The organism is Kribbella antiqua (assembly GCF_004345665.1).
GTDB classification, from domain to species: domain Bacteria; phylum Actinomycetota; class Actinomycetes; order Propionibacteriales; family Kribbellaceae; genus Kribbella; species Kribbella antiqua.
This window is the reverse complement of the sequence record NZ_SLWR01000005.1, coordinates 417846-438953: the sequence shown is the minus strand read 5'-3', so window position 1 is coordinate 438953 and position 21108 is coordinate 417846. Positions and strand designations below refer to the sequence as shown.

Genomic DNA, 21108 nt, shown 5'->3' with positions numbered 1-21108 from the left:
CTTGCTCCCCAGATTGCTAGGCCGCGGTCGCGGCGGATGAGTTGTCAGTTGCCGAATTGCTGTCGTCAGGCGGCTTGGCGCGTTGCTTGGCTTGCTCGTACTGCGTTCGCCACCGGATGCGGGTGGCGATTGCTTCCGCGAGGACTTCCTTGTGTGTTGGGATGCGGCGCAGGCTGCGTTCCTCGCCCGGGCGGATCGGCTTCCAGATAAAGCGCGGTGCTTCGGTGTCGTCGGTGTGCGTGGCCAATGCGTTTTGGTCGTCCATCTCGACGCCGGCGGCGGCCAGGGTCTGGCGGATGACCTCGGCTCGGTCGACGCGGTGTTCGGTTAGGGTCTTGCCGGTCCACTGGCGCGAGACGAGGACGCGTCGACCGCCAAGGCCGAGGTGTTCGCGGTCGTGGGCCTTGGAAGGACACTCGCCGGGTACGACGTTGCCGGTGGCGTCCTTCGGGGTCACGCCGTACCGGAGCCAGTTGGCGCACTCCGGTGAGCAGGGCAGGACTCGGGCGTGGGCGTGCAGCTTGTTCATGTGGGCGAGCTGGGCCGGGTGGAGTCCGTCCCGGTCGTCGCCGTAGGTCTCGCCGATCGCCTTGCCGAGGTACTTGGTCAGGTAGCCGACTGCCTTGCCGACCTTGGCGTCGGAGTCGGCGATGATGCCTTGGTAGTCGATCTGCGAGCCGAGGCGAACGACGTGAGCAGGTTGGGCAGCCGGGTCCGCGCCGAGGTCGTCCAGAGCCTGATCCCAGGTCGGGAGCAGAGCGCCAGTCGACGGGTCCACAAAAGCGCCGGCCATCTCGTCCCAGACGGGCAGGTCCGGGTTCGAGGCGCAGCCGTAGACGGGCCGTTGATGGCTCGGCCACCACACTTGGTGGTACGTCGCCTTGGCGACCTGACGCACCGTGTCACGGGCGATGGTGCCTCGGACGGCGGCGTGTAGATGCGGTGCTAGCCGCTTCTGCGGCTCGACCACTGCGAAGTACTGGGCCTTGTAGCCCGCGCATCGGCGAAGGTTCTGCATGAACCGGTCGACCAGCTTCGGGAAGTGCAACGCGTCCAGGGCCGCTCGCCGGTAGTTGTAAGAGTCGGGGTCAACCGGCGTGGATAGCAGAGGCGAGTTCCGGCCGTGGATCACACCGCAGTCGCACGGCACCAAGCCCTTGCCCGCCACGAGATGCGGTAGCCGGTGAGTCGCGCCGTACGAGCCGAGCGTGAGCGTGATGAACATCGACGGGCGGTAGGTCCTGCCGTTCGGAGCGGTGAACGTCGCGCCAACCGTGCGCTTGTCCATCTCGACTTTGGGCAGCTCGGCGGCGTCCTGGCGTCGGCGAGTTGACCGGACACGGCGGGTGGATTCCGGGTCGTCGTCCGCGGTCGGTTCGTCGTCGGGTACGTCGTCCGATTCCGCCGGCGGTTCGGGTTCGGTGTCGCGGTGCCAGCCCTCGCGGCACTGCTGCATGCGGAGGCGACGGTTTGCCTCGGCGCAGGGAGGACACTTGCTGACCAGCGTGGAACCGCACGACACCCCGACCACTCGGTCGGTGCCGGTCTGTGTGTCGAACACCCTGTTGAGTACCGGGCGTACGCAGACGCCGTTGGTCACGGCCAGGTCCCGGACAACGTCCAGCGGGAACCGGTCGAGGGTGGTCTGTGCGGTGAGGTTCATGCCGCGGTCCTCCAAAGGGCGGCCGGGCCGTCGAGGACGACGCTCAGCGCGCGGTCAACATCGGTGCCGAAGGCAAGTTCTTCGCGGATGGCGTCGCGTTCGGCCTCGGTTGTGCGACCCCACACGCCGTGTTCGTCGGTGACGATGGCTACAGCGAGGCAGGACCGGACGACTGGGCAGAAGGCACAGAGTTCCTTGGGGTCTGTCGTACGACGAACGCCGCGCCTGGTCTCGTCATCGGGGTAGAAGTCGTCGGTGTCGAGGTAGCCGGCGCAGTAGGCCTTGTCTTGCCAGCGAACGTCGATCCGCTGCACAAGCGATGCCCGAGACTTCTTCGAGAGCCCCGGCACCAAGGGGAGAACCAGTTGACCAGGTACCTGCCGCCGCGTGGTCATGCTGCTACTCCTTCCGGCGTTGAGATGCGTTCGTTAGCGCCGATCAGATCCGGCGCGTAGGTGTCCACGAGGTCGGCAATGTCCTCGTCGGTGATGTGGGAGAACCTGACTCGAACGGGTTCGGTCTCCCCGTCGACGGCGACGTACCCGACGCCGGGCAGGGTCTCGGGGATCTTGTCGCAGCGCGCGCCCCGCTCGCGGGCACCATCAGCGAGGACCAACCGAACCTGCTCGGCCTCGGCCATCCGCAGTGCAAGCCGAGTCGGGAAGAGATCCCGGAACGGAAGCACCTCCTTGCGCGGGTCTTGCAACGCGCCAACCACGGTGATGCCAACGGCTCGGCCTTGTGAGAGCAGGAGCGAGAACGCCTTGGCAATCCGCTTCTTCATCGCCGGGTCGGTGACGTACGCGGTCAGCGACGCCAGCTCGTCCGCGATCAGGACGATGAACGGCTCATCGCGACTCGGCTTGAGGAGACGGGACAGGCCACGCAGCTTGCCCTGCCGCCGGCGCATGATTGCCACCAGATCTTCAAGCAGGGTTGCGAATGCCGCTTCGTACTCGGCATCGCTCGCGCCGTCCATCGCCGGGTCGGAGCCGTAGCAGAACCGGTGGAACAACCGCCGGCCAAGTGCGAGCTCCATGCCGCCCTTGGGGTCGAGGACCCACAGTTGGACGAGACCCGACCGGATGCCCGGAGCGAGTGCCGCGATGATCGACCACAGCACCGAGCCCTTACCGGCACCGGTCGCGCCAGCTACCAGAAGATGCGTGTAGAGCAGCCGGAGCCGGAACATCAGGCCGTCTTCGCGGCGCGCCACGTCGAGCGCCTGGAGGTTCGGCAGATCAGTCGCGGGGATCGGGGCGACAATCTCCCGCAGCGGGTCGTTGGTCAGGAACCACAGCACCAGGCGATCGGACCGCCGTGGCAGCGCCCAGGCGAAGAGACGCGCCATCCAGCCATCAGCGCCACCCGGCCACCACGCCGGGATCATCGAGGCCGCCGACCGGACGCGGCAGTCCTCAGCGCCGAAGGTACGTGCCAACCGCTCGGAGTGCTCGGCGTAGTCGGTCAGGATCTGACCCGGCAGCAGCCGAACCGTCACCTGATCGACCGTGCCGGACGACCGAACCTTGACGATCCGGGGAACGTAGGTCCGATCGTCCAGGCGCACCGTGAGGTTGAGCGCCCGCATCGTCGTGTCCCAGCGGGTCCGGTACTCCATGAAGAGTCGTCGTGAGCCACGCAGTCGCCACACGATCCGCTGCGCGAACGAGTCGGGCCACTGCCAGCGCCAACCTGCTAGGCCGGTCGCCGGTACAGCCGCAGTTGCAATGACCAACCAGGCGTCGCCGCCGGTCCAGAGCTGGTATGCCTTGAGCCCGAGCAGCGGCACGACGACGAACAGTGGGTGCCGGACCAGCCACCGCGTCGCCCGGATCAGCGCCCGCAGGCAGTACCAGATCACGACCCACTTGAGCCGAATAGCGACCGAGGGAGCCCGGAAGTTCACCGGACCCGTCCCGACCTCCTTGCCCTTGATCTTCGCCATATCGATCAGCCGCCGTTCGGTCGCGAGTCATCACGGGTCGCCGGCGGCCGGAGGGTGTACCTCGGGCACGGACCCGGGGAGTGCCGGCGCAGGCCGCAGAACGGGCACGGGCCGCTCTTGGCCCCGCCGTCCGGAATGCCGCAGTAGCCGATCTCGTCGCCGTCCGCACGGACGAAGACCTCCCGAGCCTGCCGCCCACAGGTGCAGCGCTCCCCAGGCTCGGCCTCACGCCACGGGGTCATCACAGCCACCCCTCCGAGTAGAGGACCCTGTTGACCGACCGATCGGCGGGGACCTCGTCCTCCTCCTCGTCTTCGTAGCCGTCCTCCCAGGGGTCGCCCTCCTCGTCGGAGTCGGACAGCCACGCCTGATGCTGGTGGAGCCAAGTACGCGCCTCGAAGCGAACGAACTTGCTCGGCTCGCCCGTCAGCAACTCGCTCAGCAGGAATGCCGCGCGACCGTTCTGATAGGCCAGGTACTGACCGGGGTCCACGCTCTCCGCGACGCTCATGGTCAGGCCGCCTTCTGCTCGGCCGCGCCCGAGCCCGGCATGTTCTTCGGCGCCCGGATGCCCATGCAACGGAAGCTCCAGCCCTGCCGTGCCCGGCAGCGGTGCGAACGACCCTCGTCCGGAGCCGAGCAGCTCCGCGTGTCCACCCACGGAGAGGCAGTCATGCCCTGCAACTCGATCGCCGTGAACGGCAGACCCGGAAGCGCCGGCGGGAGCACCGGCTGAACCTTGGTGATGATCCGGATCGTGAACGTCCGGTCGGCCTTGCGCGCCTCCGGGTCACCGTCCATCACGTCGAGCGTCCAGACCGGGCAACCGGAATCCTCATCGATCGTCTGGACTGAGTTGGTCTTCGTGGACTTCTCGAAGTCCCGTGCCGGGGTCACCTCGGAGACCGCGAACAGACCGTGGGGGAACGTGTCGCCGAACTCGACGACGATCTTTCTCGGCATACCCATGATGGTTCAGATCCCTTCATTGGATTCGTACCAACGTTTGGTACGAGACCAATCTTTACCCCAGGGTTGGCGCGAAGTCAAGGAAAATGGGACCATTGGTTGGTACGAACCAGGAGGTTCCCTCAAATGGCACAGTCCGCACCGCTCTACCAGCGCATCGCAGCCGAGCTGCGCGAGCAGATCCGCACCGGCAAGATCAAGGCCGGCGAACGGCTCCCGACCGAGCAAGACCTCATGGCCGCTCACGACGTGTCGCGGAACACCGTCCGGCTAGCGCTAGGCATGCTCCAGAACGAGGGCATGGTGACCAGCACGCCAGGGCGCGGCACCATCGTGCGCGAGCGGATCATGGCCGACTACCACGCCACCTGGGCCGAGACTCGCGATCGCCGCGCCAGCGACCAGGCCGACGCCTTCCAATCCGAGATGGCCGAGCAGGGTCGGCACGCTGAGTACCGCGACTTCGCCATGAGCCTCGAAGTCGCCGGCCCCGACTTCTCCAACCGACTCCAGGTCACCGAAGGCGACGCGCTGGTATCCCGCGGCTTTGTCCGGTACGCCGACAACCAGCCGCTCAGCATCCAGGTCAGCTACTACCCAATGGACATTGCCCAGCAGGCCGGCCTGGTCGTTCCGAACGACATCCCCGGTGGTGCGATCCGGGCCATGGCCAAGGTCGGGCACGAAGAGGTCGGCTACCGCGACGAGATCACAGCTCGCATGCCGACCCCGGACGAGGCGCGCAAGCTCCAGCTCGGCTCCGGCACACCGGTGATCGTCTACGCCCGTACGACGTTCAGCGACAAGCGACCGCTTCGCCTCACGCTGACCACCTTCGCCAGCGACCGCAACCGCGTCATCTACGAACTCGGCGACGTACGCGCCTACCTCGCCCAAGAGGGCGCCGAAGCATGATCATCGAACGCGCCGACGCCGACGACCTGGGCGTCATCCTCACCCTCCGCACCGAGGCCAGCGAATGGCTCGCCCAACGCGGCATCGATCAATGGGCAGTCGCGTGGCCCAACCCGGAGGAGCAGAACCGCCGCATCCTCGCCAGCATCGACGCCGGCGAAACCTGGATGATCCGCGACGAAAACGAAGCCACCATGGCCACCGTCGCCCTGGACACCTTCTCGGACCCCCGCCTCTGGACGCCAGACGAGCAGGCCGACCCGGCGATGTACATGCACCGCCTGATCGTCCGCCGCAAGCACGCCGGCCTAGGCACCGAAATCATGGACTGGGCCTGCCACCGAGCCCACCGCCTCGGCCTCCACTGGCTCCGCATCGACGTATGGACCGACAACACCGGCCTCCACCGGTACTACGAGCGCAACGGCTTCAAGCACGTCCGAACCTTAGATCTCGCGGACTACCCCTCAGGTGCGTTGTTTCAGAGATCAACAGATGCACCTGGTGACCGCCCGTGATAGTTCGAAATTATGTCGATTGCCCTGGATGTGGCACATTGACCGCCATCCGAGTCGGACTTGGCCATGCGAGGCGCCAAAGGGTGCTTGTGCACTGCCCGACTTGCGCTTCAAGCATCTCAGGAATGATCACTCTCAGCGAAGATGATTATGAGGTCGAGTTCTCAGTTCCCCGGGTGCCTGAACCGGAGAACTGGTTGAATGTCCAGTCGATTACGACACATCCGGATTTTCCGACCGACCCTTCGGCGCCTTTGATCTCACCGTTCATCGCGGCAGCACAGGCGTTCGGGGGAGACTTTCCTAAGTTCGGAGAGATGCTTGGCTCATTCCACTCCTTTGCGGATCAGAAATGGCCAGTATTGGAGCGGGCCTACGGATTCTATCTAAAAGAGGACTGGCCACTATTTGATCGGGCGATGTCGGAACTTCTAGATGGCGAGTGGCCTGAGAATCCTTCCATGCTGCAGCGGTACGACGTGCTTCACCGCGTGATCGCGATTGGCCTGCTTCCCCTAGGGCCAGGCGGCGAATACCTGGCCGCGAAGCAGGAAATATGGGCCGCGAGTCCTGCGACTGACGGATTCGTCGGGTATTGCGCATCCATGGATGATGCCGAGCTGGCCGGCCTACAGAGGAGGCTCTTCGATCAGATCCGCCGGATGATTGGCGAGCGTGCCATCTGGTCGCCGGCCCTGGCCCTGATGTACCTCGACATATTCAAGCGCGAGGCGCCAAGCGGATGGAGACTTCCCGGAGAGGACTTCCACATCTTGCGTGACGCCTACCAGCAGAGCTACGAGCTCTGCAGTCAGGCACTCTACCTGCTCGTAGCGGCAAAGAACGTCGAAGAGGGGCGAGACGCTACCAAAATCTGCGCCGCTGACTACAGTTCGGGTTGGGTTCCACAAATTGACGGGAATCAGAAGAAGCTTCCGAAAACAATCGCACAGTTCAAAAAGCTCACCTCGGAACTCAAAGAACTCTACCTTGAAAAGTTTCCTGTCACTCGTTCCGTCTGGGATACCTTCTTCAATCGACGCACGCGCAACGCCATCGCGCACGCGGACGTAGACTTCGTGGTTAGCTCGGGAATGATCACGACCGGAAAGGGTGACGAGCTGACCTATATCGACTTTGTGAAGTCGACGGTAGGTCAGCTACAGATGCTTATTCTGTTCACTGATTACGTAAAGCTGTGCAGAATCTACGGTCATTGGCGAAGGGCTATTGACGAGAGTCCAAACCAGCCGACTTAAGGATCGGGTGACACAATGGGCAAGGTAGCCGAGGTGGGGGAGAGAATTGCCCTGCTGCGCAAGCACCGACAATTGACGCAGCACGGGCTCGCCGCCTTGGCGAACGTGTCATACAGCCTGTTGACGAAAGTCGAGAGTGGTAGTCGCCCGGCGAGTGAAGGCTTCGTGGCGGCCTGCGCCCGGGCGTTGGGCGTCGATATCTCTGTGCTGCTTGGGAACTCAGCGCCTGAAGCCTCACAGGATGAGCGATTGGGAAAGATGCTCGGGCGCGTTCGGACTCAACTCGACTTGTACGACCTGGCCCCGGACGAGACCATCACACCGCGCCCCTTGCCGGTCCTTCGCGAAGCCGTCCGGGTAGCCAACGTCGTCGGCCAGGCGGCCCGGTACGAATCGATGGCACCGGTCCTGCCAGGGCTGTACGCCGAGTTGCACGCCGCCGCGAACACCTGGACTGGGACCGATCGCGCCGATGCCTGGGGGCTGTTGGCCGAGGCCTATCGCTGCGCGCATACGGTTGGGATCGCGGCCGGTTACCCGGACCTGTCCTTGATCGCGCTCAATCGGATGGACTGGGCCGCTCGACAGGCAGGCGATCGGGCGCCGGCTCTTCGTGCGGCTCGCGAGTACCTGCGGATCACGGCGTACCTGCGCCGCCACGACTACGAAACCGGCTGGCGCCTCAACAACGCCGGCCGAACCCACCTCGAGGGAACCGACCCCAAGACGCCCGGCGCCCTCATAGCCTCCGGACAGTTGAACCTCGGCGCAGCTGTCCTGTCGGCACGCACTGGCGACGCGTCCCGGGCCCGCGACTACCTCAACGAGGCCGAGCGGTACGCCCACCAGACCGGCGAAGACCTCGAAACCTTCTGGTTCGGCTTCGGCCCGACCAACGTTGCTGTCCATCGCGTCATCACGATGATCGAGCTCGGCGACTACTCCCACGCCATCCACCTCGGCGAGTTCATCTTGTTCCCCCGTGGCTGGCTCCCGACCCGGATCGGACACCACCACTTCGACCTGGCCCGCGCCTACCAACGTCTGAATCTGCCCGAGCAGGCACTTCGCCATCTCCAGATCGCCCGCCAGGTCGCACCAGGCCAAGCCCGCCGGCACCCGCTGGTCCGCGGAGTCGTTCTCGACCTCCTCCAGACCTCACGGCACCCCTCCGAGTCGCTTACCCGGTACGCCGCCTGGATCAGTCTCTGACAGGCCGCAGAGACTTTCACAAGCTGTGAAAGTTGCATCCTCTACGCCTCGCCACTCTTGATCACGTAGCGCACTGACGCCGCTACCGAAGCTCTTGCTTCGCCCTCAATCAACGGGTGCAGATCATGCTTACGGCGTTCACGATCCTTCTCCTTGCCGGTGCCGTCCTGGACGGAGTCCTCCTCACGCAGCTGATCCGGAGCCGGGTCGAATGAGCGCGCCGGCCACCGAGCAGCCGCTACGCCGAGTCTGCGTGTGGTTGGGCGAACACCTGATCATCGACCACCTCTCCGACCCCGCGAAGGCGACCTGGTTCGAGTACGCCATCCAGCGCCGACATGCGGGTCTGCGCGTCACCAACGAGCCTGCCGAGGCCGAGCAGTGACCGACAAGCCAGCCGCCGTGGCTTACGTCAACGGAAGCCTCCTCATCACCCACTCGGAGCTAGAACGCGTCCGGATGGACGTAGCCCGGTTCGCGAGCGAGTGGGGCTACGCCCTGGCCTACGTCCACGTCGAGGAACCGGCAACAAGCCCCGACGCCTTCAACGGTCTCGTACAGCAGGTCACCGCCCTCGACATCACCACAGTCCTGATTCCGAGCATCCTTCACTTCGCCGGCATCGGCAGCCCAGTCGAAGTGAAGAACCGCCTCGAACACCTCATCGGCGGCCGAGTCATCCCCACCACCTCCCCCTAACAGGCGCGGCCGGCGTGCCGATCCCCGCATCCGCGCCGGTCTCGCCTCACCACCCCGCGCCCTTGCCCTGGCCTCGTCCTCACACCTCTGGGCAAGGGCGCGGTCACGTCAAGACCCACCGAACGGATATACCCATGCCCGAGTCCAACTCTCCATCGGGAACATCGTGCCCCGCCTGCGCAGGCAAGGGCTGGATCGTGGTGCAGAAGACCCGCATCAAGGATGGGAAGGTGATCACCGAACCCGAGCACGAGCCTTGCCCGAATTGCGCTGGGACTGGTCGGACGAGTTGAGGCCGCCGGTTCCTCAGCCAGCCGGTTGTTGGCAGGACCGTACTGGTCATGGACGCCCTAAGATCGAGACGTGCGTAACAACATATTCACTGTGTTCGCCAAGGAAAACCGGCCGTTGTCGAACCTGCTGCGCCAGTGGAGCCGAGGGCTGATCGAACAGGCGTCCAACGCTCGGACGATCGAGCAGTTGGACGCATTCATTGGCAGCGCTATGGCCAGTTCCATCGCTTCAGTTCGACCCACAGCACCGACACTCGGAGAGCAACTTCCCGGCCGCACTGGTGAAGGACGAGCGCGCGAAGTGGCCCCGGGACGCAGGATCCCTACTACACGGGTCTACTACGACATCGAGGTCCGGGGCGATGACTCCATTCTGGAGTACTGGCCCGACGAGAACGATGGTGCGCTCCAGCCGGTGAACGAAGATGTCGGCAACATCGATCCGGCATCCGATGACGATGCACGTCGGTACTTCGCCAGCATTGATCGTTGGACCTGCGCGCCGGTCACAACTCCGACCGGGACACACGTGGTCGCCCTCACTACTTGGGATGACCTGACCGCCGAAGAACTCGGCGATCCGGCCGCCCGCCAACGGACAACCGACTTGTTCAACCAGCGCAGAGCGGACGCCGAGCGTATCGTCATCGCAATCGCGGCGCAGATGGCCAACTTCTTCGAGGTCACTCTGCCCGAGATCCTGCGAGAACGAGCCACCGCACGCCTTACTCATCTGAACAACGTCAATGCGCTGTTTAGCACCCTCGGCCTACCTTCCGAGTGGAAGTTGGCGGTTCCAGAGGCGGATGAGCTTCCTGATCCGCCCGTGGTGGAGATCGAAGGCATCGCGATTCCGGTCCGCTGGCGACTTGAACCGACAAGCTATGCAGACATTCAGCACACGATCCGAGCCTGGGCGGACAAGCTGGAAGACCACCCCGAAGCATTCACTGGGCTCGCCGAAGACCGCATCAGCGACCTACTGTGTGCCACCTTGCACGCGACCACTTCCGGCGCGGGACGCGAGATCTACTCACGCGGCGGGAAGGCTGACATCCGCATACAGGCGAACGCACTGGACGAAGGAAAAGGGCCGGCGTCGATCTTCGTGCTCGAGTCGAAATGGGTCGGTGGCAAAGATGACGTCGAATCGGCCATCGAGGACCAGTTGATGCGCTACATTCCAGTTGCTGCCACTTCGACAGTGTTCCTGGCGCTGAGCCGAAACGACAGCTTCGCCAATGCAGTAAGCAGCATCCACACGTGGGCGCGCGGAGTCCCCGGCTACATCGGTGAGATACCGGGAGCGGTTGACGGGTGGCCGATCTTCACCTACAAGATCGCCGAACTCGACGGTCTTGAAATGCAGGTCTGTATCGCAACTGTTGCTGTGCCAAGGATCCCGTCCACTCGCGCGGAAAAGAAGGCCGCTGCTGGAGTTGACTGAGATGCCGTCTCAGCCGTGGGCGTTCAGTCGCCGCAGTCCATCTGGCGGCCTGAACTCGTACCGCCCGCGACGGAGGTGCTGGCGCGGAAACCTTGGCCTGCCGGATTGACCTCTTAAGAATCAAGGCGCGCCGCAAGCGGCGCGCAGCGCGGCCCGGGCTTACGACCTCCGGCCGACGCCCTCCGCCGCGCGCACCTTCTGCGTCTGGCCGATCCTCAACCACTCACTCCGACAGACATCTCGCCGGCGGCGGCATCAGCAAAGGCTGGCGGGTTGGCCCCGTCCCCCTGGTCGCTCGATTGTCCGGCCATCACGACCCGCGTCAAGAGCGCTTCGCGTCCCTTCGGGATCGGCAAGCCGACTCTTGACCCGCGCCGCGCTGACCTGAGTTGGCAGCTATCAGGGGGACGGGGCAGGTGTGGCTACCAGTTCAACATCTGGCCGCTGAGGAAGTTCAGCAGAAGGCTTTCGATGAATACAACAGTTTCCTCGCGACCAGGCCTGTACTTGGTCGGATGTCCACACCGGTTTCGGAGATTTAGTCGATCAACGAGTATCTGACGTGCGTTCCGATTCATCATGCCGGCATCCTCGGCCAGCTGTAGCCAGTGTGCTTCGCCGAGGTACAGGAAGTCGTCCTTCTTCTTGATTCTTCGATAGGTTTTCGACTGGCCGAATCGGGAGAAGTTGGCAGCCTCCAGATTCTTGATGCCGTTCCTGTGGTTTGACGCCACGAGGTAGAGATGTTCAACCGTCGCGGCCCAGACGAGCAAGATGGCTGCCCTGTATAGAGCGTGCTCGTAACACGTGACAGCCTCTACCAGGTAGTCCCGGTAGGCGTTTGGAGCAGATGCGACCGCATCATTCAGCGTTTTGAGGGCCGCGGCCGGAGACTGCGTCTCGCGGTCACTGACCGGCACTTCATGAAGCTCTTGAAACTTCCGGAGTGCATCGAGCCGATGCTGAAGATCTGCGTCATTCACCATCTGCGAGGACGTACTTCCGCATGTTCTTGAAGATCTCTTCGACCGTGGCAGGGGTCGCATCCGCCGCTATGTGGATCTCAAGATTGATGTGGATCGCCGGGGATGTTTGCACGCTGACCGGCGTCACTGGAGCCGCGGGAACAGGCGCCGGCGGCCTGCCGGCCCCAGCCGTCGTCCCTGCCGGCGGCGGATCAGGCAATGCTTGAGTCTCGCTCGATTCGGCCTGCGAGGCGGAGCCTGTGACAACCTGCTCGATCGCCTCAAGGTCTGAGCGCAGAAGCGCGATGGGTCTACCCTTGCCCGGGGCGATGAACTTGCCCAAACCGGCCGCATCCGCCACGCGGAAGAAGAAGATCACCGCGTCGGTGAGAGCTGTGTCCTTTGCCCCATCGAGTTCGCTCTGCAACTTGTCGTGCCAGTAGTTGCCGACGTCGGTCTTCGTTGGCTCAGCTTTGTGGTTGTAATGGATCCAGTCGACCGTCTGCGAATACAGAGGCACGCTCCTGAGCGCCGCGAGCATCACCGCAGCACGCTCCGCGTCGTCACCGCCCGCGTACGCACGTCCCGAGTCGGACAACTTTATGTTCGTGCCGTCCCTGTCAATCAGCCCGAGGTACCGGCAAGCCTCAAGCTTGCGATTGTCTGAGAGCTTGGAGTCGATGGTACTTCGCACCCGATCCAAGGGGACCCAACCGACCTGGCCCTTCAGATAGTTGAAGAGCTTGTCGATGTCGCTGATCGTTGTCTTGATTGGTGGAGCCATTGAGCCATCCCCCTGGAGTGCTGTGGCGACTGATCGTCTCACGAGCGGGGGATTGACGGAGGGCGACACGCGAATCGGTCGCCCGTACCCCAGTCGTACCCCAACGGGTGCTGACAACCTGGCCATCTGCGCCACCTCGGGCCACTTGACTCGGCGGCGAATGCGTTCATTGGTTCGGCGTGCAGGCTCCTACGGATCAGAAGGTTGGGGGTTCGAATCCCTCCGAGCGCGCCACCCAAACCCAGGTCCTAGACCTGGGTTCTTGGTTTGTTGAGCCCTCGCAGCCGGCTACGCGCGCTCCTTCGTCGCGAGCTCGCCCGGCCGCCCCACCCACCCTTTCGCGCGGCTAATCGCCGCTGATCACATGCTGTCGCCAGCGACCCACCAGCGCCGGCCACCCACCAGCCACCCACCCCTCCATTGCGCGTGCTGTCGCCCGCTTCACTAGACCCTATGGATCGGGCCGCCGGCTACCAGCCGCATCGTGGCGTGCACGTCACGCGGCTCGTGCAGCCTTGCATGGGGGCAACGGCTTACTGCGGTGAAGCCGAGCGGCTCGCAGTCGCCATCTGGCGGACCAAGAGACGGTCTCGCGAGCGGCGTACTTACAAGCACCGCCTCGAGCCCATCGAGCGGGCACTCTGGCCGGCGCTCAGCGAGCAGACCATCTGAACCGGGCAACTGGCGCAACTTTACGCAACACCGCTGACAGGCAACAATGCGTACCCCCAGACTCGACAGAGCAAGCTGACGCAACGACGGAAGCAGGGGAAACAAACATGAAGCTCACCTTGGTAGCAGGCGACCCGGAGTCTCACCCGACCAACTCGCCCACCCTTTACAAGACCGATCGTGGAAGCTGGGTCGTGCAGGGCTGGGTTGTGGATGACCCGGATGCGCTCGCCACGCTCAACCTCCCGGACGGTGAGACCGCCGTCGAGATCCCGGACCGCATGATTCAGTTCTTCAAGTAGGACCTGTGGAAGAGATCACCAACGACGAGTTCCAAGAGCTGCTGAAGACGTTCAAGCGCAGCTCGATTCATTTGGAGACCCGCGACGCCTACGGCACCGAGGTCGAGTTGCCGCACATGGCGAAGTGGGCAGCCGGTGAACCGGACGACCTCGAATGGCTCCAGGACTGGTGCACCACGGTCCGTGCACACGTTGCGGCGGGCCGAACGATCAAGCGCGCCCGGATCGTGTCCGAACCGCTCAGCGACTACCAGCGCTGGACGCTCACCATCACGAAGCCGATTGTGGAGGCCGGCGAGGACGAGCGGTTCATCCCGAGGAGACAGGTGTCTGAACTGTGCTTCCCCGGCAACGACTACTACGTGTTCGATGACGAACGGGTGGTCTTCCTGCACTACTCCGGCGCGGGACTGAACAACGCTCTGACGACCACCACGAACCCCGCCACCGTCGAGATGTGCCGCAAGGCATTCGAGCAGGTGTGGCCGTTGGCGATTCCGCTCAGTGAGTACAAACCCGAATAGCGCAGCTCGGAAGGTACAAGAAGCCCTCGGGCTACGCCTTCGGAACTTGCGCAAAGATGCTGGTCTAACCGGTCGCGAGCTAGCAGCCGCGACCGGTTGGCATTTCACGCGTATCAGCAAGCTCGAACATGGCGTCCAGGCTCCCACCGACCAAGACATCCGGACTTGGTGCCAAGTGTGCGGCGCTGACGACCAGGCCGCGGACCTGATCGCGCAGGCAAGGGCGATCGAGTCCATGTACGTCGAGTTCCGTCGGCGCGCACGCTCCGGCGTGAAGCAACTCATGCTCGCGTTCCAGCAGACATACGAGCGCGCCGAGCAGTTCAGGATCTACGAGCACAGCGTGATTCCCGGTCTGTTCCAGACCGCCGACTACGTCCGGGCGATGCTGTCGTTCTGGGCGCGTTTCCTCAGCACCGACAGCGACGTAGACGAAGCTGTCGCGGCGCGGCTGCAACGCCAGTCCATCCTGTATGAGAGGAGACGGCGGTTCGCTGTAGTCCTGGAGGAGAACGCGCTCCGTACGTGGTTCGGGAACGCCGAGACAATGGCCGGCCAGCTCGACCGCCTGCTGACCGTGATGACCCTGCCAAACGTCGCCCTCGGGATCGTGCCGACGATGATCGAGCGCGAAGCGATCAGCACAACGGGGTTCTGGATCTTCGATGACAAGCTTGTGACCCTGGAGACACCCTCGGCCAGCATCGAGGTGACACAGCCGCAGGAGATCGCGCTCTACGGGAACATGTTCAACATGCTGCGACGCTCCGCCTTGTATGGGCCAGAGGCACGCGCATTCGTCATCCGCGTGCAAGGAGAGCTGAATCGCAGCAACTAACCGCAACTTTCTGGCTCTGGCGCCCAGCGCGTTCCTAGCGTTCGGGTATGACAGCGGGAACAGCTCAGCCCTTCGCCGTGGAATGGGGCGGAGAACCGAGCGAAACAAGGCCCAGCGGGCTCGGTTGGCCAACGATGCGCCCAGCCGAACGTTGCGACGGTGAGAACCCAATGACCGGCAACGCCTGCATCAAGGGCCACCACAAGGGCTACCACCGCGACGCCAGCGGAGCCGAGTGGCTCGATGACTAGGCGACGCAACGCCCGTCAACCGTGGTCAGCTCCCTAGCAGGCGGGCCGGGCGGGATACCCCTGCATCTACGCCCGTCCTGCCGTGTGCATATCAAGTGCGTTTCGAGATGATGCCTTCGCGTGCCCACTGCACCACGCTGACCGCGAGCTGGACGACGACTCGTGCCTCCTCGGCGGTCGGTGACCTGTGGCTGGCCCCGCTATGCCGATCTGGATTGGGATATAGCAGGCGAAGCATGCCCACCAGCGCCTCAACGGGCTCGACGGGTGGCGTTCTCGGCGGGGCATCAGCGTTGAACTGCAGTCCTACGTCCCACTGCTGTCCCTTGCTCCCCAACTCGCCGAGAACCTGGCCGATCTTCGCCTGATCCTGTGCCGGGATCACGATCGGTAGCAAGATCTCCTCGACCGCCTTGATTGCGTGATCCCAGGCGTCCGATGGATCGCCGTCGCGATCGTATGCCTTCCTCCACGCCTCGACCAGGTGTGCGCTGGCCTTGTCGGCGGGACGAGTTGCCGTTGTCATGGCATCCACTGCTGTCTGCTCCGCCCGGTTCACGAGACCGTGCTCCGTCGCTGACCAGACTGATCCGGCAAAGGCTAGGTGGCGCTCCAACACCTCCCATGGCGACGGCGGACGAAACGTCACGTCGCCACGCTCGATCACGAGGACCGTGTAGTGCAGCACATCGAGCAGTTGTTCGTCTCCGCTGTCCATGTAGTCCACAACGGAGCCAAAGGCCGCGACTCCGCCGCCGCCTTGTTGGACCGGAAGATCGAGCGCAGTTGCCACGCCAAGCGCGTTCGCCGGGCCGTGCGGCTGGTCGTACAAGTACCTCTTCAACCACTCCTCGGCGAACAGCTTGAACGCCTGTGACACACCCATACGTCGTGCTGATCGCGATGGTCGACCTGGCCGCGGCTGCAATGGGTCCATTGCCAATTCCACCTTCCCCGTGCCTTCGCCACGATGACGGGCAGCGTACGCGAGGAGTGCGTCAGGAGTGCGTCAGTTCGCGCTGCCGGATTGACCTCTTATGGATCAAGGGCGCGCCTTCGGCGCGCGGACCCGGACTTCGGGCGGCGCCGGCGCGCCGTCCTCGCCGGGTCCCACCAGCAGGACGCTTCGCCGTCCACGCGATCCCAACTGCCACGAACCGCGTCCTGGCGTCTGACCGCCGGTTAGCCCCGTCCCCCTGGCCGCTCGATCGTACGGCCACCGCGACACACATCAAGAGCGCCTGCGGCGTCGCTACGGGATCGGCAAGCCGACTCTTGACACGCGCCGCGCTGGCCTGGGTTTGGCAGCTATCGGGGGGACGGGGCACGTGTGGCGGCCGTACCATCGTCGCTTATGGCTTCCGAACTCGTCGGCGAGATTGCAGTAGCAGTCGGCGGCGTCCTAAGCGCCGCAGTGCCGTTGCTTGGCAATCGCGCCAACCGCAAGACTCTCCGCGACGATATGGATCGCGACATCGCAGCGATGAACGCCTTGCCCGAAGGGCATCCAGCCCGCGAGGCGTTCGGCGAGCTGATCAAGCGGCAAGCGGAGATGATGACCAGGGAGCTAGAGACCAGACGCGACCCGTTTGGCATCGGCCTCGGGGTGGGATTCATTGTCACCGGCATGGTCGTGGGCATCGTGATCCTTCGTGGTGACCTATCCAAATGGTGGCTAATCGCTGTCGCTTTGGCATTCCTTATCGGCAGCGCTGCACTTGCTCAAGACGCGTCCAAGTTGAAGCGGGATCCGAAAGGAAAGCCGATCCACGACTGAAGCCGCCGCTGCCTCGTCCGTGCCCTAAGCGGTGGTCGGTAAGGGTCACTCGCGGGGTCCTGCGGTCATGTTTCAAGCGTGGAGACCGACTCTGGGCGGGCGATTGGCCGCACTTCCAAACTGGCTACCGCGAGACCGACCGTGACCTGACCCCAACGACCCCTGCCAGCGAGCATCCAGCCGCCAACGTCACAGTCGTCGTCCGGAATCAGGTGGGGTAGCAGTGAGCGTGCGCAGGCTCCTACGGATCAGAAGGTTCGAGTTCGAATCCCTCCGAGCGCGCTTCGTGAAAGCCCAGGCAGACACTCTCTGACCTGGGCTTTTGTGTGTCAGGCGGGAACGCCGAGAGGGCAGCTGCGGTGTGCGCCGCCGTCTTGACCCCGATGCCGTTTGAGACCGAACTCAATTGTTTTTGGGCTCAGGCCAGCCAAGAGGCATAGAAGATCCCGAGCCCGGTCGCGACGAAGATCCCGGCGACGATCCAGAAGCGGATCACTACGGTGACCTCGTCCCATCCCAGGTGTTCGAAGTGATGGTGAATGGGGGCGATTCGGAAGATGCGACGCCCCGTGCCCGTGAGTCGCTTGGTCAGCTTGAAGCAGATCATCTGCAGGAGCACGGACAGGGTCTCGAGCACGAACAGACCGGCGACGACGGCCATCAGGAGCTCGGTTCGGGACATGATCGCCAGCCCCGCCAAGGCGCCACCGATGGCGAGGGAGCCGACATCGCCCATGATGATCCGTGCGGGCTTGGCGTTCCACCAAAGGAAGCCGATACAAGCTGCAGCGATGGCGGCCGCGAAGACCGCGAGGTCGAGAGGGTCGCGCACCTGGTAGCACTGCGACTCCACCACAGTGGGCCGCGAGGAGTCGCACAGTTGGTTGTTCTGCCAGATATTCACGATGGTGTACGCGCCGAAGATCAACGCCGAGGTGCCGGCGAGCAGCCCGTCGGCACCATCAGTGAGGTTGGCGCCGTTGGAGGTCGCGGTGACGAGGAACCAGATCAAGAGCAGGACCACGATCAGTGGCAGCTTGATCCCCCAGTCATGAGTGGTGGAGATGTACTGCGACGCCGGCCTGACACCGCGCCCGTCGGCGAAGAATTGCGTGGACAGGACTCCGAAGACGAGCGCGACCAGCGTCTGACCCGCCATCTTGGCCCGACTACTCAGACCCCGGTTGTCCTGGGTATAGACCTTGATGAAGTCGTCGAGGAACCCCACTACCCCGCAGCCGAAGAACAGCAACATCAGGAGCCAAGCGCTGGCACTCGGCCATCCGCCGGTCAAGATCGTTGCCGTCAGATATGCCGCGGTGGCACTCAGCAGGATCACGAGACCGCCCATGGTCGGCGTACCCCGCTTGACATGATGTGTCGTCGGTCCGTCGTACCTGATCGGCTGGCCGAAGCCGTGACGGGCGAACCATCCGATAGCAATCCGGGTCCCCAGCAGCGAGCAGACCACCGCCAGCGCAACGCTCAGGAGTATTGCCCTCATGACATTCAGCCCCTCTCGGCCATTCGCGTGGTCGATCCCTTCGAGGCAAGAGGGAGTCGTCTCGCCGCCCGTTGGTACGGGAACCGGCAAGTCGGTCAAACATAGCGAAGCTGCAGGTCCCAGCAGACCGCGACGTCGATCGAACTAGGGCAGAAGCCGGCCTTCGAGTAGCGGACGACCAATCGGAGGGACCGCGCTGACTCGTTGCCACGGCCGAGGTGCAGGACGTGGTGCGAACCCCTGGATACTCATGGTGGAATTCGAGTGTGGTGCGTTCGTGTTGCTATGAGCGCTGCTAGAGGGCGAATGCGACCCTGAGCGTCCTCCTCGTAGTGAGGAAGTTGACGCCGAGCCCAGTCTGACCCCAAACCCTGTGCCCAGGTTTCCGCGCGCACCGCGGCCACCTGCGGACGAGCGTCGCCCAGCAGGCGACATCTATGGTGGGCCGATGGGATCGGTCAAGCAGTTTCAGGTCACCTTCGACTGTGCTGAACCTGAGCGGGTTGCTCGGTTCTGGTGCGAGGTGTTGGGGTACGTCGTTCCGCCGCCACCGGAGGGGTTTGCTACCTGGGACGACTTCGAACGTGCGCTGCCGGCTGAGCAGCGGGGTTCGGCGTTCGCGTGCGTTGATCCCACGGGTGTGGGCCCGCGGCTGTTCTTCGAGCGCGTTCCCGAAGGCAAGGTCGTCAAGAATCGGGTGCATCTCGACGTACGGGTCGGCACCGGGCTTGTGGGTGAAGAGCGCCTGGCCGCACTCGAGGCCGAATGCGCGCGACTGCTCCCGCTCGGCGCCGTACGCGTCCGACCATTTCTCGCCGACGAGGACAACGAGTCGTGCCTCGTGATGCAAGACATCGAGGGCAACGAGTTCTGCCTCGACTGAGCGGCCGCCCGATTCTCAAGAGTTTCGCTCGCTGAGAGAGCGGAAGTAGCGCCTCCTGTACAGGCGTTGGGCGAGGAGCGCGAGTGGATAGGCGGCTCCCCAGAGGCCGGTCGAGGGTCGGGTCAGGGAGCGGATCGTCAGCCATACAGAGCCATCCGTTCGGCGATCGACGAGGAACGCCTCCTCCCCTCGCACCGGATGACCTTCGAGCGTGCCGTAGGCGAATCCCTTCCGATCCGGCTCGTCGACCACCGCGATCACTTGTACCGGCTCGTGGATCCGCAGTGGACCTAGGTGGGCAACCAGCCAATACCTATCTCCCGCGACCACCGGATGACCGAGCCCCGCACCACTGGCCTCGCCACTCTCGACGGAGAAGCCGCTGCGGGTCTTTACTCCCCACCGCAGGATCTCGGTGGAGGCGAAGTCCCACCGCGACGAACCATGCCCGAGAAAGACCGAGCGCTCGTACCCACGGAATCCGGCCGACCCCACCTGCTGGGTCAAGGTCACGCCTACCCCGTCGTACGTCGACGCTCGCTCCGACAACACCGGTCTGGCCCTCAACCCCATAGCCACATGGTGCGGCAAGCGCACGGCGCGGATGTGCCGAACGCGGCATCACGATGCTGAATCCGGAAGGGGTGCGTCCGGAATGGGGCCTAGCATCTGGGCATGGAGCAGGAGTTCAGTGGCGAGGTGTTTGAGTGGCGGGGGCCGGCGCCCTATTACTTCGTTGCGGTGCCGGAGGAGGAAGGTGCCGCGCTGCGGGACGTGGCCTTGGCTGCTAGTTATGGGTGGGGGATGTTGCCGATCCGGGCTCGGATTGGGAGTACTGAGTGGAAGACGTCGTTGTGGCCGAAGGACGGTGGCTATCTGCTTCCGTTGAAGGACGCCGTACGTAAGCCTGCAGGACTGGACGCGGGCGACGCGGTGGAGGTTCGGCTCACGTTCGAGGCGCTGCCCCGTAAGCAGAAGGCGAAGCGAGTGCCCATTGCCCGGCCGACGAGTTCGCGGGAGCCGGTTAGCGCTGAGCAGCTCAGGATCGTTCCGGCCAATGAGGCGGACTGGGAGGATCTGCGGGCGGTGTTCGGTACGACCGGTGACACCGGGCGGTGCTGGTGTCAGCGGTTTCGGATGCTGCCCAAGGAGACCTGGGCGTCTGAAGGGCCTGAAGAGCTCGCCGCGCGGCTCCGCGACCAGACCGCCTGCGGAGACCGGAAGGCACGGGCGACGAGCGGCCTGGTTGCGTACCTCGATAGTGAGCCTGTCGGCTGGTGTGCCGTCGCGCCGCGGGCGGATCACCCGAGGCTGCTGCGTGACTACCGGGTCCCCTGGCTGGGCCGCAACGAGGACAAGGCCGACAACACTGTGTGGGCCGTGACTTGCTTTGTCACTCGCGTCGGCTACCGGCGCCGAGGAGTCAGCCGCGCGCTCGCCCGCGCCGCCGTCGGGTTCGCACGCGAGCGCGGCGCCCGCGCCGTCGAGGGCTACCCGGACTTCGTGGACGGCGGGTCGGTCGGCACTCTCGCCACGTTCGCCGACGCCGGCTTCACAGAAGTGAACCGCCCAGGCCAACGCCGCGCCGTCATGCGCATCGACTTCTGAGTCTTCCGGGCCCCGTGCAGCTCGGCCGAGACGACGTCGGCCGCAGCGGTGCTACCTGACCTCGGGTTCCACGACTT

General features: G+C 64.3%; 25 protein-coding genes and 1 pseudogene. 15 read left to right on the top strand and 11 right to left on the bottom strand.

Annotation, left to right across the window (positions count from 1 at the left end):
- Positions 1-16: 16 nt before the first annotated feature.
- The 6 genes from EV646_RS17435 to EV646_RS17410 are packed head-to-tail and all read right to left on the bottom strand — an operon-like array spanning position 17 to position 4574.
- Entirely contained in the window at positions 17-1663 is a 1647-nt protein-coding gene (locus EV646_RS17435) for a replication initiator (protein WP_132149695.1), read from the bottom strand.
- Positions 1660-2058 (bottom strand): WhiB family transcriptional regulator, encoded by a 399-nt coding sequence (locus EV646_RS17430; protein ID WP_132149693.1) that lies wholly within the window; start codon positions 2056-2058, stop codon positions 1660-1662. The genes EV646_RS17435 and EV646_RS17430 overlap by 4 nt, the downstream gene beginning before the upstream one ends.
- Positions 2055-3611, bottom strand: a complete 1557-nt coding sequence (locus EV646_RS17425; protein WP_132149691.1) for an FtsK/SpoIIIE domain-containing protein — start codon at positions 3609-3611, stop codon at positions 2055-2057. Before EV646_RS17425 ends, EV646_RS17430 begins: the two co-directional genes overlap by 4 nt.
- Positions 3612-3616: 5 nt before the next feature.
- Positions 3617-3853 (bottom strand): hypothetical protein, encoded by a 237-nt coding sequence (locus EV646_RS17420; protein ID WP_132149689.1) that lies wholly within the window; start codon positions 3851-3853, stop codon positions 3617-3619.
- Positions 3853-4122 carry a hypothetical protein gene (locus EV646_RS17415; RefSeq protein WP_132149687.1) on the bottom strand — a complete coding sequence of 90 codons (270 nt, stop codon included), beginning with the start codon at positions 4120-4122 and terminating at the stop codon, positions 3853-3855. Before EV646_RS17415 ends, EV646_RS17420 begins: the two co-directional genes overlap by 1 nt.
- A gap of 2 nt (positions 4123-4124) precedes the next feature.
- A complete protein-coding gene (locus EV646_RS17410; RefSeq protein ID WP_199237020.1) occupies positions 4125-4574 on the bottom strand; it encodes a plasmid replication, integration and excision activator in 450 nt (149 codons plus the stop codon).
- Between the two features lie 132 nt (positions 4575-4706).
- On the opposite strand from EV646_RS17410, the gene EV646_RS17405 reads away from it, so the two are divergent.
- The 8 genes and pseudogenes from EV646_RS17405 to EV646_RS17380 all read left to right on the top strand — a co-directional run bounded on the left by EV646_RS17405 (position 4707) and on the right by EV646_RS17380 (position 10923).
- The gene (locus tag EV646_RS17405) at positions 4707-5495 is read left to right on the top strand and encodes a GntR family transcriptional regulator (RefSeq protein ID WP_132149683.1); all 789 of its coding nucleotides are present in this window, start codon (positions 4707-4709) and stop codon (positions 5493-5495) included.
- Positions 5492-6013, top strand: coding sequence for a GNAT family N-acetyltransferase (locus tag EV646_RS17400; protein ID WP_132149681.1), 522 nt, complete (start codon positions 5492-5494; stop codon positions 6011-6013). The genes EV646_RS17405 and EV646_RS17400 overlap by 4 nt, the downstream gene beginning before the upstream one ends.
- Positions 6014-6138: 125 nt before the next feature.
- A complete protein-coding gene (locus EV646_RS17395; protein WP_132149679.1) occupies positions 6139-7272 on the top strand; it encodes a hypothetical protein in 1134 nt (377 codons plus the stop codon).
- 15 nt (positions 7273-7287) lie between these two features.
- Positions 7288-7467: pseudogene (locus EV646_RS40960) on the top strand (helix-turn-helix domain-containing protein); the annotation flags it as partial.
- 63 nt (positions 7468-7530) lie between these two features.
- Positions 7531-8484: a hypothetical protein gene (locus EV646_RS17390; RefSeq protein ID WP_241996096.1), complete on the top strand. Its 954-nt coding sequence runs from the start codon at positions 7531-7533 to the stop codon at positions 8482-8484.
- A 211-nt stretch (positions 8485-8695) separates the two neighbouring features.
- Positions 8696-8869: a hypothetical protein gene (locus tag EV646_RS39340; RefSeq protein ID WP_199237019.1), complete on the top strand. Its 174-nt coding sequence runs from the start codon at positions 8696-8698 to the stop codon at positions 8867-8869.
- Positions 8866-9183 (top strand): hypothetical protein, encoded by a 318-nt coding sequence (locus EV646_RS17385; protein ID WP_132149675.1) that lies wholly within the window; start codon positions 8866-8868, stop codon positions 9181-9183. Before EV646_RS39340 ends, EV646_RS17385 begins: the two co-directional genes overlap by 4 nt.
- A 363-nt stretch (positions 9184-9546) precedes the next feature.
- Positions 9547-10923, top strand: coding sequence for a hypothetical protein (locus EV646_RS17380; protein WP_132149673.1), 1377 nt, complete (start codon positions 9547-9549; stop codon positions 10921-10923).
- A 422-nt stretch (positions 10924-11345) separates the two neighbouring features.
- On the opposite strand, the gene EV646_RS17375 is transcribed toward EV646_RS17380, so the two are convergent.
- Positions 11346-11909 (bottom strand): hypothetical protein, encoded by a 564-nt coding sequence (locus tag EV646_RS17375; protein ID WP_132149671.1) that lies wholly within the window; start codon positions 11907-11909, stop codon positions 11346-11348.
- Entirely contained in the window at positions 11899-12672 is a 774-nt protein-coding gene (locus EV646_RS17370; protein ID WP_132149669.1) for a hypothetical protein, read from the bottom strand. The genes EV646_RS17375 and EV646_RS17370 overlap by 11 nt, the downstream gene beginning before the upstream one ends.
- A 453-nt stretch (positions 12673-13125) precedes the next feature.
- Here EV646_RS17370 and EV646_RS17365 point away from each other — a divergent pair, with 453 nt between their 5' ends.
- From EV646_RS17365 to EV646_RS17350, 4 genes are all read left to right on the top strand, one after another.
- Entirely contained in the window at positions 13126-13344 is a 219-nt protein-coding gene (locus tag EV646_RS17365; RefSeq protein ID WP_132149667.1) for a hypothetical protein, read from the top strand.
- A gap of 107 nt (positions 13345-13451) precedes the next feature.
- On the top strand, positions 13452-13646 hold the full coding sequence (locus EV646_RS17360) for a hypothetical protein (RefSeq protein ID WP_132149665.1): 195 nt from the start codon (positions 13452-13454) through the stop codon (positions 13644-13646).
- A gap of 5 nt (positions 13647-13651) precedes the next feature.
- The gene (locus tag EV646_RS17355; RefSeq protein ID WP_132149663.1) at positions 13652-14170 is read left to right on the top strand and encodes a DUF6879 family protein; all 519 of its coding nucleotides are present in this window, start codon (positions 13652-13654) and stop codon (positions 14168-14170) included.
- On the top strand, positions 14151-15008 hold the full coding sequence (locus tag EV646_RS17350; RefSeq protein WP_132149661.1) for a helix-turn-helix domain-containing protein: 858 nt from the start codon (positions 14151-14153) through the stop codon (positions 15006-15008). The genes EV646_RS17355 and EV646_RS17350 overlap by 20 nt, the downstream gene beginning before the upstream one ends.
- Positions 15009-15350: 342 nt before the next feature.
- Here the strand turns inward: EV646_RS17350 and EV646_RS17340 are convergent, their stop codons facing one another.
- The gene (locus tag EV646_RS17340) at positions 15351-16139 is read right to left on the bottom strand and encodes a hypothetical protein (protein ID WP_206752042.1); all 789 of its coding nucleotides are present in this window, start codon (positions 16137-16139) and stop codon (positions 15351-15353) included.
- Positions 16140-16613: 474 nt separating this feature from the next.
- Here EV646_RS17340 and EV646_RS17335 point away from each other — a divergent pair, with 474 nt between their 5' ends.
- Positions 16614-17036, top strand: a complete 423-nt coding sequence (locus EV646_RS17335) for a hypothetical protein (protein WP_132149655.1) — start codon at positions 16614-16616, stop codon at positions 17034-17036.
- A gap of 418 nt (positions 17037-17454) precedes the next feature.
- Here EV646_RS17335 and mraY read toward each other — a convergent pair whose 3' ends face one another.
- Positions 17455-18540 carry a phospho-N-acetylmuramoyl-pentapeptide-transferase gene (gene mraY / locus EV646_RS17330; RefSeq protein WP_132149653.1) on the bottom strand — a complete coding sequence of 362 codons (1086 nt, stop codon included), beginning with the start codon at positions 18538-18540 and terminating at the stop codon, positions 17455-17457.
- Between the two features lie 448 nt (positions 18541-18988).
- Between mraY and EV646_RS17325 the strand changes: the two genes are divergently transcribed.
- Positions 18989-19423 carry a VOC family protein gene (locus EV646_RS17325; RefSeq protein WP_132149651.1) on the top strand — a complete coding sequence of 145 codons (435 nt, stop codon included), beginning with the start codon at positions 18989-18991 and terminating at the stop codon, positions 19421-19423.
- A gap of 15 nt (positions 19424-19438) precedes the next feature.
- Here EV646_RS17325 and EV646_RS17320 read toward each other — a convergent pair whose 3' ends face one another.
- A complete protein-coding gene (locus EV646_RS17320) occupies positions 19439-19996 on the bottom strand; it encodes a DUF1990 family protein (RefSeq protein ID WP_132149649.1) in 558 nt (185 codons plus the stop codon).
- Positions 19997-20098: 102 nt separating this feature from the next.
- Between EV646_RS17320 and EV646_RS17310 the strand changes: the two genes are divergently transcribed.
- Complete coding sequence (locus EV646_RS17310) at positions 20099-21031, top strand: GNAT family N-acetyltransferase (protein WP_199237018.1); 933 nt, start codon at positions 20099-20101, stop codon at positions 21029-21031.
- Positions 21032-21108 lie beyond the last annotated feature (77 nt).